Raw genomic sequence first — 12,182 nt, forward strand, 5'->3', positions numbered from 1 at the left:
GCGGTGTCACTCCATCGGTGTCATCAGCTCGATCTCGGACCCACCTGTCACGTCTGTATAAAAACATGTCCGCCGCCCCGTGTGGCATGCCGGTCCAGTTTGCTTCACCAACATCAGCAGGCAATCCCGGTCGCAATCCACACGCAGCGACACAAGCTCTTGCACATTGCCTGAGGTCTCCCCCTTGACCCAAAACGCTTGCCGCGAACGTGACCAATACGTGACACGCGCGGTCTCCAAGGTGCGGGAAACCGCCTCGGCATTCATCCATGCCATCATCAGCACCTCATGGCTGTCCGCATCCTGCGCAATGGCCGGGATCAATCCCTGGTCGTTGAATTTCAGGCTGTTGGGATCGAAATCCGACATGGCAAAACCTTTTGCATCTGTGTCCGAGCCGACTATGTAGGGGGAAACGACTTACGACACCAGAGCGGAGGGGCCATGCCCGCCGATACCGACCTGATCAAGCTTTATTCCAGCCGCATCCTGGGCCTCGCCGCTGATATTCCGCATCACGCACGGCTGGCTGACCCTCACGCCACGGTTAAGAAGCGCTCGCCCCTTTGTGGATCAACCGTGACAATTGATGTGCAAGTGGAAGACGGGCGCATCACCGGCTTTGGTCAAGATGTCAAAGCATGCGCTCTTGGTCAGGCTGCAGCGGCTGTCACGGGCGGTGCCGTCATCGGTCGCACACTGGACGAAGTGCAAACGGCCCGCGATGCGCTGCGCGCCATGCTGAAATCTGGTGGCCCTGTTCCAGAAGCCCCCTTTGATGGGTTCGAAGTTCTGGAACCCGCGCGCGATTACAAGAATCGCCACGCGTCTATCTTGCTAAGTATCGAAGCGACAGCCGAAGCGATGGAACAGGCACTGCAATCCGATTGCGCCTGAGCGGTTACTGATTGACAGGATGCCGCCACGCCGCACGGCTAAAACTTGAAAAGTTGGCAAAAAAAGCGCCGCACATCCGGGCGGATGGCGGCGCAGGGAAAGCGTCTCTTGCGTGGGACAGATCCGGGACCCCGCGGCAAACGGGAGCGTTCAGGCGGCAGGCAGAGCCGGTGAAACGCGGGACAGCACCTGGGACGGGCGCGGTATGGGATCAAGCAAGATCGCAGGCAGAAACTCAGATCAAAGACGGCAGGTGCAGCGCAACAACCAGCATCACCGTCAGGGCAGCAGCACCTGCAGCGTCCTGAAGCAACGTGGCTTCGGCGCGGGAGGCGATATCCTTGATTTGGCGCAACGTGGTCATGTCGACATCTCCATCTTCGAGTTGCCCCTTTGTTCTCATATTCTTAACGATGCGTAAAGAACTTTTGAGAACATTTGCGAACTTTTCAGAACAAATCGCCTAACCTACTGAAATCAAACGGATCGCTTCATCTTGCCGCATAAGCCACAAGAGAACGCGCGCCGCCTGTCCCCGCGGGGACAAAAGCTCGGGGTCTTCAGTCAGCAATTTACGGGCATCTGACTGCGCAACCGCCATCAAACCAGCCTGCCGTTCAAGGTCCGCCACCTGAAACTGCGGCACACCGGATTGCGCCGTGCCGATCAGGTCGCCATAGCCCCGCATTTGTAAATCCGTCTCGGAAATACGAAACCCATCTTCGGTCTCACGCAGCACCTCCAGCCGCTTTTGCCCGGCATCTGACAGCGGCGCCTGGTACAAAAGCAGGCAAGTTGAGGCGGCGTCCCCCCGCCCCACACGTCCACGTAACTGGTGCAACTGCGCAAGCCCAAAGGTTTCCGCCCGTTCGATCACCATGATCGTTGCGTTGGGAACGTTCACGCCCACCTCGATCACGGTTGTTGCGACCAGCACACCTGTTTCGCCAGACTGGAACCGGGCCATGGCAGCATCTTTCTCTGCAGGTGGCATCTGGCCGTGAACCAACCCGACGCGCCCCTCGCCTAGCACCGCGCGCAGACGCTTGAATCGTTCCTCGGCTGCAGTCAGGTCCACCGCCTCGCTCTCTTCGACCAGCGGGCAGACCCAGTAGCACTGCCGCCCCTCGTCCATCGCGGCCTGCAAACGTGCAACCACCTCATCCATGCGGCCGGTGCTGACCATGGCAGTTTTGATCGGCTTGCGCCCGGGTGGCTTTTCATCCAGCACCGACACATCCATATCGCCATATTGCGCCAGAGCCAGAGATCGCGGGATCGGCGTGGCAGTCATCACCAGCACATCCGCCGCCCCACCTTTTTTGCCAAGTGCCAGCCGTTGCCGCACACCGAAGCGATGCTGTTCGTCAACAATGGCTAAACGCAAATCAGAGAACACAACGTCGTCCTGAAAAACGGCATGGGTGCCCACAAGGATCTGAATGTCGCCACGTGCCAGCGCTGATAATTTCGCGCGGCGTTCCGCGCCTTTGTCTCGCCCGGTCAGCAACTCCAGAACAACGCCGGCATCTTCGGCCAAGGGCTGCAAGCCTTCCATATGCTGACGTGCCAGGATTTCGGTCGGCGCCATCATAACGCCCTGCCCGCCTGCTTCGACGGCAATTAGTAAGGCCATGAACGCGACCAGCGTTTTGCCCGCGCCCACATCGCCCTGCAAAAGACGGTTCATGCGGGTGGACGCCGCCATGTCCCCGGCAATCTCGGCAATGGCGCGTTCCTGCGCCTCCGTGGGTGCGTAAGGCAATGCGGCGCGCACGCGCGTCTGAAGCCGTTCCGTGCCCTTGGTTTCGATCCCCACGGTCTGACGTTCGGACGCGCGCGCCAAAGCAAGGGTAAGCTGATGCGCCATCAACTCATCGTACGCCAGCCGCGTGCGCGCAACAGCATCCGGAGACAGGTCACCTTGCGCCTCAGGCGTATGCACCGCTTGCATTGCCGAAGAAAAATCGGGCCAGGTTTCTTGCATCAATTGCCCCGGATCAATCCACTCAGCCAATTCCGGCACACGGGCCAAGGCAGAGCGGGAGGCCTTGAACATGGTCTTTTGCGTGACCCCGGCCGTCAGGGGATACACCGGTTCAAACGGTGGGATATCTCCGGCCTCTTCTACGGGCAGAATATGGTCGGGATGCACCATGTTCGCGATACCATCGAACAATTCGACCTTGCCAGACAAGACGCGCGTGCTGCCGGTCGGTAGCACCTTGTTCAGGTAGTCGCTGCGCCCGTGGAAAAAGACGAGTTGAAAGCTGGTCTGCGCATCCTCCACATGAATGCGATATGCACCGCCACGATTGCGGGCGGGATGATGGGCACCCACCGTCACCTTCACCGTCAGGGTCGTGGGCAGTGCAGCCCCCTCAACCGTGTCGCGCATGACACGATCAACGCCCGTATGCGGCAAGGTGAACAACAGGTCACGCGGCGTAGAAATGCCCATATGGCCCAGGTTCTGCGCCGTCTTGGGCCCAACGCCGTCGAGCGTTTCAAGATCCGCAAAGAGCGGAAACAGGATTTCAGGGCGACTCATATCGACCCAATCAGATCCAGCCAGCCATCTTCATCAATGGTTTCAATGCCCAGATCCGCCGCCTTTTTTGCCTTCGATCCCGCACCAGGGCCAGCCACCAATAAATCCGTCTTCGCACTGACAGAACCGGAGACCTTGGCCCCCAAAGCCTCGGCCCGCGCCTTTGCCTCGGCTCGTGTCATCTTTTCCAATGTACCGGTGAAAACGACTGTCTTACCTGCGACCGGGCTGCCCGATGTGTTTGGGCGCGCTGCCTCTTCAATGTTCAAATGCGCGACAAGGCGGTCAATGCTCGCGATCTCGGCCTCTTGATTGAAGGTTGTGGCAAGCGACCCGGCCATGACCGCGCCAACACCGTCGATGCTGAGCAGATCCTCCCACGCCTCATTGCCTTCTTCGGCATTGCGCATTGCTGTGCTGAACGCGCCCCATGTTCCGTAGTGCGTGGCCAACAGGTTCGCTGCGGCCTCGCCAACATGGCGAATCCCGAGCGCGAAGATCATGCGCCCAAGCCCAATGTTGCGACGCTCATCAATAGCATCAAACAGATTTGCCGCTGACTTTTCACCCCAGCCTTCACGGTTCTTAAGTTGCTGCAGTCCGGCGCCATACCGGTCGCGTAGGGTGAAAATGTCAGCCGGTTCAGTAATCCACTTGTCGCCGTGGAATTGTTCCACCTGTTTCGCGCCCAGTCCGTCGATGTCGAACGCAGTACGGCTTACAAAATGCTTTAACTTTTCCACCGCCTGCGCCGGACAAATCAGCCCGCCCGTACAGCGGCGTACAGCATCGCCCGGCTCGCGCACGGCCTCGCTGTTGCACTCGGGGCAGCGGTTCGGCATGACATAGGGCTCTGCATCCTTGGGGCGCTTGGACAGGTCAACATCCGCTACCTTGGGAATCACGTCACCAGCGCGGTAAACCTGCACCCAATCACCAACACGGATGTCCTTGCCGTCGCGAATCTGTTCACCTTTGTTGTCACGGCCCGCGATGTAATCCTCGTTGTGCAACGTGGCGTTCGACACCACGACACCGCCGACAGTGACAGGTGTCAGGCGCGCAACCGGGCTGAGTGCGCCGGTGCGACCCACCTGAATGTCGATGGCTTCAAGCCGGGTCCAGGCTAGCTCTGCAGGGAACTTATGGGCCACAGCCCATCGCGGCGTGGTGGACCGAAAGCCCAGCCGGGACTGTAGCCCGAGGTCATTGACCTTGTAGACAACGCCGTCGATGTCATAACCAAGCGTCGCGCGCTCCTGTTCGATCAGGCGGTAATGCCTGATCATCTCTTCCGGCCCATTACACAGTCGGGTGAGCGGATTGGTTTGGAAACCAAGAGTGTTCAGCCGTTCGATGGCCCCCATCTGGGTATTCGCAAGTGGATCGGACAGCGCACCCCAAGCGTATGCAAAGAACCGAAGCGGTCGGGCACGTGTTATGTTGGCGTCAAGCTGACGCAGCGACCCGGCCGCTGCGTTGCGTGGATTGGCAAATGTTTTTTGCCCCGCGGCTGCCTGCCGATCATTCAGCGCTTCGAAGTCTGGGTGCGACATGTAGACTTCACCTCGCACCTCCAGAATCGCAGGTGCCCCTTTAAGCGTGCCAGGAATGTCGTCGATCGTGCGGGCATTGGCCGTCACATTTTCGCCCACGGCCCCGTCACCGCGCGTGGCTGCCTGCATGAGAACCCCGTCTTCATAACGCAGGGACAAGGATAGGCCATCAATCTTTGGTTCTGCAGTGTAGGACAGTGCCACATCCGATCCGAGGCCAAGATACTTCCGAATGCGTCCGTCGAATTCAGACACATCCGCATCGTCAAACGCATTTGAAAGTGACAGCATCGCAACGGCATGGGTGACCTTGGAAAACCCGTCGGCCACCGGCGCACCCACCTGTTCGCTTGGGCTGTCACCCCGTTTCAGATCGGGAAAATGCGCTTCAATCTCTGCATTGCGACGCTTGAGGCGATCATACTCGGCATCACTGATGTCTGGGGCATCTTCGGTGTGATAGGCAGCATTGGCGCGCGCCAGAATATCGGCCAGACGCGCAAGTTCCGCCACCGCCTGATCCCGAGTCATCGCGTCGATCTTGATAGTGTCCGTCACAAATCATCCCCTGCGCTTGTCGTGCCAAGAGATAAAAGCCGAAGCGCAAGTGGTCCAGTCATTGATGAACGTCTAAAGTTGAAACAAAAAAAGGGTCGCTGCACTACCCCGTGCAGCGACCCTTTTTCGGAGGGTTGTAGCTGCCTCTAGGCGCCCACGGCCATTGGTGTATTGTCTGCCATCTCTGCCGGCTCAGGATCGCGCAGCACGTATCCACGACCCCAAACGGTTTCGATGTAGTTCTGACCGCCTGTGGCATTGCTGAGCTTTTTGCGCAACTTGCAGATGAACACGTCGATGATTTTCAGCTCAGGCTCGTCCATGCCGCCATAAAGATGGTTCAAGAACATCTCTTTCGTCAGTGTCGTGCCCTTCCGCAGGCTCAGAAGCTCAAGCATCTGATATTCTTTGCCGGTCAGGTGGACCGTTTTGTTGTCAACACTGACTGTCTTGGCATCCAGGTTGACGGAGACATCGCCTGTATTGATGACGGATTGCGAATGCCCTTTCGAGCGGCGGATGATGGCGTGGATACGCGCAACCAGCTCTTCGCGATGGAATGGTTTTGTCAGGTAGTCATCAGCACCAAAACCGAAGCCCTTGATCTTGTTTTCCGTGTCGTCCGCACCGGACAGGATCAGGATCGGTGTTTCGACCCGGGCCAGACGCAATTGGCGCAGCACTTCGTGCCCGTTCATATCGGGCAAATCCAGATCGAGAAGGATCAGGTCGTAATCATAGAGCTTGGCCAGGTCGATCCCTTCCTCACCCAAATCCGTCGCATAAACGTTCAGGTTGGCATGGGTCAGCATCAGTTCGATGCTTTTCGAGGTGGTTGGGTCGTCTTCTACAAGCAATACGCGCATTCTTCGGATCTCCACACAAAGGGCGTTCAGGTGTTGAAGCAAACGTGAACCGAAAAGGTTAACCACACGTTACCCTTGATGAAGTCGTAACTTAACAACCTAAAGTTGTCTATATTTTTGTAGTGCTGTTGCCTTCAAAGCCTCCTCTCCGTGCGTCGAAACGGCGCGAACCCATTCGTGAAATTCCTCTTCGCTCAACCCATAGCGCTCAAGTGCCGCCTCTTGCGTGAGAAGACCGTACAACACGCCGCGCACCACTGCGGCCTTGCGCGACGCGACCCAGCGCCGCGTCGTGGCGGGAGGCAGGTCCGCTTGCGTCAGCACGGAACCATCCGGCAAGGTTACAGCACGTGGGCCATCCACTTTCTTCAAATACATCACACACCGCTCACTATTCATGTTTGCGCAGAGCTTGGTCGAATGCGTTTAATGCGCCGTTAAACGGGGCCTTGAGACTATTTCGGATTTTCATATATATGCGCCCAATCCCCTCGGAGATCTGCCATGCTTGACCAAAACGGTCCGCTCAATTCACTGGGCTTTGCCAAAGACCCGGCTGACACTCGTGTCGTCGTCGCCATGTCCGGCGGCGTGGACAGTTCAGTTGTGGCGGCAGAGCTGAAGAGCCAAGGCTATGATGTCGTGGGCGTGACCCTGCAACTTTACGATCATGGCGCGGCGCTCGCCAAAAAAGGCGCCTGCTGTGCTGGCCGCGACATTCATGATGCGCGCCGCGTGGCAGAGGAAATGGGCTTTCCCCATTATGTTCTCGACTACGAAAACGTGTTCCGCGACGCGGTAATTGATGAGTTTGCTGACAGCTATCTAGGCGGCGCGACGCCAGTCCCATGCATCCGCTGCAATGAGCGAGTGAAATTCAAGGATCTGCTTGAAACAGCTAAGGATCTTGAGGCCGATTGCATGGCGACCGGTCACTATATCCAACGTAAATTGGGCGCGCACGGGGCTGAGCTGCATGCAGCAGCAGATGCCGGACGCGATCAGAGTTATTTCCTGTTTTCGACCACGTCTGAGCAGTTGGACTACCTGCGTTTTCCATTGGGCCATCTGCCTTCCAAAGACGACACGCGTGCGCTGGCTGCAAAGTACGGATTGGGCGTGGCGGACAAGCCCGACAGCCAGGACATATGTTTCGTCCCCAATGGCGACTATGCGTCCGTCATCCGCAAATTGCGCCCCGAGGCTGCGGCCCCCGGTGACATTGTCGATCACACCGGGCGGGTGTTGGGCAGCCATGACGGGGTGATCAACTATACGATTGGACAACGGCGCGGTCTGGGAATCGGCGGCTTGGCGGATCCGCTTTTTGTCGTAAAGCTGGATGCCGAAAACCGGCAGGTTGTCGTTGGACCCAAGGAGATGCTGGCAACCCGCACGATTCCCGTGCGCGAAGTGAATTGGCTGGGTGACACCCGATTCGACAGCAAAGACGAGTGGCATGTGGCTGTCAAAGTCCGATCAACCCGACCACCGACCGACGCCATCATCCGGCCGATCAGCGCAACCGAAGCCACCGTTGAATTGGCTGCAGCCGAGGCGGGCGTGTCCCCTGGGCAAGCCTGTGTGTTCTATGATCGGGACAGCAGTCGAGATCTTTGGCGGTGGGTGGATCCACCAGGGTTAGTCCCTGCGCCTTGTCAGACGATGCTGCTTCCGGTTAACTGAACATACGTTCATATTTTGACAGGAGTGGCTCGCATGAAACTCGACACAACCATGGCGGTCGTAACGGGCGGCGCGTCCGGGCTTGGCGAAGCAACCGCACGCCACTTTGCCGCGCAGGGTGCGCAGGTAACACTGCTGGATCGCGACGCGGAACGTGGAACGGATGTTGCAAGCGAGATTGGTGGACATTTTGCCGAAACTGACGTGACGGACGAAACATCGGTCGCAGCAGCCATTGATTTGGCCCACAGCAGGATGGGCGGGCTAAACGCGGCAGTGAATTGCGCGGGCATTGCCGTTGGTATCAAGACAGTAGGACGTGATGGGCCACATCCCCTTCCCGCCTTTCAAAAAACGATCGACATCAATCTGGTTGGCAGTTTCAACGTCGCGCGTCTGGCAGCGGTGGCAATGACCGACAACGAACCCGAATCCGATGGTGCGCGGGGCGTGATCATCAACACAGCCTCGATTGCCGCTTTTGACGGGCAGAAGGGTCAAGCCGCCTACGCCGCGTCCAAAGGTGGTGTTGTGGGGATGACACTGCCGATGGCACGCGACCTCGCCTCATCTGGCGTGCGCGTAATGACGATTGCACCGGGCATCTTCAAAACCCCGATGCTGGCCGGGTTGCCCGAGGATGTGCAGGCAGCCCTGGCAGCCGATGTGCCAAACCCGCCACGTTTGGGTGATCCGAATGAATATGCACGTCTTGCAGCCTTTATCGTCGAGATGGGTTATTTGAATGGCGAGGTCATCCGCTTGGATGGCGCACTGCGGATGCGATGATGCGCACCGAGCGGGAAAAGATGGAAGCCGGTGAGTGGTACACCTGCCTTGATGATGCGCTGGAAGACCTGCGTATGGTGGCATTGAATGCGGTGCACGCACATAACCATTTGTCCCCGTCAGAGCGGCGAACACTTAGCGCGCCATTGCGCGCGCTTTTTGCCGAGGCCGGTACAAATTGCCTGATCGAAGCCCCCTTTCATTGTTCCTACGGTCGGAACATTCATCTTGGGGCCGAGGTGTTCATCAATAGCGGCTGCGTGATCCTCGACAGCGCCTCTGTGCGGATTGGAGACGGCACAATGATTGGCACAGGTGCGCAGATTCTGTGTGCGGATCACCATCGTGATCCAGTCAAACGGCGTGCCGGGATAGAACGGGCATTGCCTGTGAACATTGGCGCGGATGTGTGGATCGGGGCCGGTGCGATCATCATGCCTGGCATTACGATCAAGGACCAAGCGATCGTAGGCGCTGGCGCCGTTGTGACCAAAGACATTGCCGAAGGCGCAACGGTGGTAGGTATCCCTGCCCGTCCGACTTAGGCTTCGGCCTTCTCCTCAAGCATCAGCCACTCTTCTTCCGCGGCGTCCAGCCTGGTCTGTCGTTCGGTCAATGCCTCGCTTGCCTTGCGGAATTTGACCGGCTCACGAGTATAAAGATCAGGGTCAGACAACAACACTTGCAGCTTGGCCAATTCCGCTTCAAGCCGCTCGATCTCGGCTGGCAGCGCTTCAAGCCGGTGCTTTTCCGTAAAGGACAACCCAACCTTGGGCGACGGCTTTGGCTTGGCCGTGGCGGCCCCCGGTCTCTTAACTGCTTCAACAGATTGCAGACTTTGTTTCGGACCGCGCTGGGATTGGTAATCGCTCCATCCACCAGCATAGACAGTGGCCTTGCCATCCCCCTCCATCGCAATGGTGGTGACCGCCACACGGTCAAGGAAATCACGATCGTGGCTGACCAAAAGGACCGTGCCATCATACTGGCCCAGCAGGTCCTGCAACAAGTCCAGTGTTTCGACATCCAGATCGTTGGTCGGCTCATCAAGCACCAGCACGTTGGACTGCCGCGCCATGATGCGTGCCAGCAGCAGACGCGCCTTTTCACCCCCTGAAAGGGACCGCACGGGCGCACGCACTTGCGCTTCATCAAACAGGAATTCCTTAAGGTATCCAACGACATGCTTCGGGTTGCCCCGCACCATGACCTGATCGGCCTTGCCGCTGACCCGCATGTCGGGATCGCTTGTCAGACTGTCCCACAGGCTGGCATCCGGGTCGAGTTTCGAACGGGCCTGATCAAAAACGGCCAGTTCCAGATTGGTGCCCATTGTGACCGTACCGGTATCGGGCGCGACCTCTCCGATCAGCATCTTGAGCAAAGTGGTCTTTCCGACACCATTCGGGCCGACAAAGGCAATGCGATCACCGCGCTGCACCTTGAGCGAGAATGGTTCAAGGATCACCTTTCCATCGTAAGACTTTGAAATACCTTTTGCTTCCAACACCTTCCGACCGGACTTGGGCCCTCCGTCCAATGCCATCGCAGCCGCGCCCTGGCGCTTGATCTGAGCGGCCCGTTCGGCACGCAGGTCTTGCAGCGCACGCACGCGGCCCATGTTGCGCTTGCGTCGCGCGCTGATGCCTTCGACAGCCCATCGCGCCTCAGCCTTGATCTTGCGGTTCAGCTTGTGGCGGGCGGTGTCTTCTTCATCCCAGACCGTGTCTCGCCACACTTCAAACGCCTCAAAACCTTTTTCCTGGCGGCGCACACTTCCTCTGTCTATCCAAAGGGTTGCACGGGTGAGCTCACGTAGGAATGCTCGGTCGTGGGAGATAAGGACAAAACCGGCTCGGGTGGCCTTCAATTCAGCTTCGAGCCAGGCAATGGCTTCGATGTCGAGGTGGTTTGTCGGTTCGTCCAGCAGCATCAGATCCGGCGCTTCGGCCATCAAGCGCGCCAATGCAGCACGGCGGCGCTCCCCTCCGGAGGCAGTCTCCACCGGGCGCGCCGGATCGAATTTCAGCCCTTCGCCGGCCCGCTCAACCTTGTAGAGATCGGATGGTTCCAACCCGTGAATTGCAAAGTCACCCAGCGTCGCGAACCCTTTCATATCAGGGTCTTGCTCCATGTATCCGACACTCACGCCGGGGCCTGGGACGACCTCACCGCGGTCTACTTCGACCAAGCCGCCCATCACTTTCATCAGTGTCGACTTGCCCGATCCATTGCGACCCACAAGGGCGATACGATCGCCCGGTTGCACAACCAAGGAAAGATCATCAAAGACGGGATCGCCGCCAAATGTGAGCGAGATATCGGAAAGCTGAAGCAGAGGAACACGAGCCATAAGCGGGCAGCTAGAGGGTCAATCCGGGGGCGTCAACCGGGGTGTCACCCCCCGTGCAGCATCCGTACACCCCCTGTGCACCCCCAACGCGCGCTGAAATGCCTTGGTGCGCAACAGGGGCAGACCGCCTTGACTTATAAGCACTTTGGTCTCGACGTGCTAAAATCAGCCGATGACGGCGCGCAACAGCTTTTTTCGGGCCGGCGGAATGGACCCGATCTCGACCCCGGTAAAAACGTGCAGCGTGTTCATCTTGTCATCAACCACCGCATGGTCGCTGACCCAGCCGCCCATCATCAGATAGGTCCGCAATAAGGGCGGCATACGTAGCATCGCCTTTTTCGCGTCCGGCTTGCGGCGCAGGCGCGCGGCATATTTGAAGACTTTTGGCGCCTTGACACGCGGCAACCAACGTTTTGGGGCAAGGTGGCGGGCCTTGAGCATCGCGAAGGCATCCAGATACTCCGCCGTCTCGGTGCCCAAGAACGACGAACAGCCAAAAAGCAGTTCGACGCCTTCGTCATCCACATATGCGGTCATTGCCCCCCACGCGACGCGCAGGATATCAGGGTCTGCCGCAGCGGGGTCGACGCAAAAGCGGCCCATCTCGACCATTTTGCCGTTGAAGGCTTCAAGCGCGCTGAGCTCGTAATACTGGGCGGAATAGCTGTGCGAGATCGTGGCCCCGGTGAGAGGTAGCATTCGGAAACAACAGACAAGTGCACCGTCTGCGATTCGGTGGATCAGGATATGTGTGCACCGGTCGTCGAAGACATCTGCATCCGAAACCAGCCCAAAACAACGGGCGCGCAACATCTGGGCAGCTTCGATGTCAACAAGCCCCGCGGCTTGCCGTGCCACATACCGCCCTTTTTTCAACCCGATCATCGGTTCAGCCTCCTGCCCAAGCCATATGTGGCCCCGAT

Annotated in this window: 11 protein-coding genes and 1 pseudogene; 4 read left to right on the plus strand and 8 right to left on the minus strand. The window is 58.4% G+C overall.

What is annotated here, in order from left to right:
• Positions 1-6 precede the first annotated feature (6 nt).
• Positions 7-369, minus strand: coding sequence for a phosphoribosyl-AMP cyclohydrolase (hisI, locus tag ACZ1HN_RS15540; protein WP_472728153.1), 363 nt, complete (start codon positions 367-369; stop codon positions 7-9).
• Between the two features lie 75 nt (positions 370-444).
• Between hisI and ACZ1HN_RS15545 the strand changes: the two genes are divergently transcribed.
• Positions 445-897 carry an iron-sulfur cluster assembly scaffold protein gene (locus ACZ1HN_RS15545; protein WP_299768334.1) on the plus strand — a complete coding sequence of 151 codons (453 nt, stop codon included), beginning with the start codon at positions 445-447 and terminating at the stop codon, positions 895-897.
• Between the two features lie 235 nt (positions 898-1,132).
• On the opposite strand, the gene ACZ1HN_RS15550 is transcribed toward ACZ1HN_RS15545, so the two are convergent.
• The 5 genes from ACZ1HN_RS15550 to sciP form a co-directional block, all read right to left on the minus strand.
• Complete coding sequence (locus ACZ1HN_RS15550; protein WP_299199629.1) at positions 1,133-1,261, minus strand: hypothetical protein; 129 nt, start codon at positions 1,259-1,261, stop codon at positions 1,133-1,135.
• Between the two features lie 99 nt (positions 1,262-1,360).
• Positions 1,361-3,448, minus strand: a complete 2,088-nt coding sequence (recG, locus tag ACZ1HN_RS15555; RefSeq protein ID WP_472728154.1) for an ATP-dependent DNA helicase RecG — start codon at positions 3,446-3,448, stop codon at positions 1,361-1,363.
• A complete protein-coding gene (ligA, locus tag ACZ1HN_RS15560) occupies positions 3,445-5,535 on the minus strand; it encodes an NAD-dependent DNA ligase LigA (RefSeq protein WP_472729335.1) in 2,091 nt (696 codons plus the stop codon). The genes recG and ligA overlap by 4 nt, the downstream gene beginning before the upstream one ends.
• 173 nt (positions 5,536-5,708) lie before the next feature.
• Positions 5,709-6,428: a response regulator transcription factor CtrA gene (ctrA, locus tag ACZ1HN_RS15565; protein WP_299199642.1), complete on the minus strand. Its 720-nt coding sequence runs from the start codon at positions 6,426-6,428 to the stop codon at positions 5,709-5,711.
• Between the two features lie 99 nt (positions 6,429-6,527).
• Positions 6,528-6,806 carry a CtrA inhibitor SciP gene (gene sciP / locus ACZ1HN_RS15570; RefSeq protein WP_299199645.1) on the minus strand — a complete coding sequence of 93 codons (279 nt, stop codon included), beginning with the start codon at positions 6,804-6,806 and terminating at the stop codon, positions 6,528-6,530.
• Between the two features lie 126 nt (positions 6,807-6,932).
• Here sciP and mnmA point away from each other — a divergent pair.
• The 3 genes and pseudogenes from mnmA to ACZ1HN_RS15585 all read left to right on the plus strand — a co-directional run bounded on the left by mnmA (position 6,933) and on the right by ACZ1HN_RS15585 (position 9,448).
• Positions 6,933-8,073 (plus strand): annotated as a pseudogene (mnmA, locus tag ACZ1HN_RS15575) (tRNA 2-thiouridine(34) synthase MnmA).
• 74 nt (positions 8,074-8,147) lie between these two features.
• Positions 8,148-8,903: a 3-hydroxyacyl-CoA dehydrogenase gene (locus ACZ1HN_RS15580; RefSeq protein WP_472728155.1), complete on the plus strand. Its 756-nt coding sequence runs from the start codon at positions 8,148-8,150 to the stop codon at positions 8,901-8,903.
• Positions 8,900-9,448: a sugar O-acetyltransferase gene (locus tag ACZ1HN_RS15585; protein ID WP_472728156.1), complete on the plus strand. Its 549-nt coding sequence runs from the start codon at positions 8,900-8,902 to the stop codon at positions 9,446-9,448. The genes ACZ1HN_RS15580 and ACZ1HN_RS15585 overlap by 4 nt, the downstream gene beginning before the upstream one ends.
• Here the strand turns inward: ACZ1HN_RS15585 and ACZ1HN_RS15590 are convergent.
• Positions 9,445-11,256 carry an ABC-F family ATP-binding cassette domain-containing protein gene (locus tag ACZ1HN_RS15590; protein WP_472728157.1) on the minus strand — a complete coding sequence of 604 codons (1,812 nt, stop codon included), beginning with the start codon at positions 11,254-11,256 and terminating at the stop codon, positions 9,445-9,447. The two genes, ACZ1HN_RS15585 and ACZ1HN_RS15590, sit on opposite strands and share 4 nt — an antisense overlap.
• Positions 11,257-11,421: 165 nt before the next feature.
• Positions 11,422-12,144 carry a GNAT family N-acetyltransferase gene (locus tag ACZ1HN_RS15595; RefSeq protein ID WP_472728158.1) on the minus strand — a complete coding sequence of 241 codons (723 nt, stop codon included), beginning with the start codon at positions 12,142-12,144 and terminating at the stop codon, positions 11,422-11,424.
• Between the last annotated feature and the right edge of the window lie 38 nt (positions 12,145-12,182).

The sequence above is a fragment of the Tateyamaria sp. GN1-10 genome (assembly GCF_055693845.1).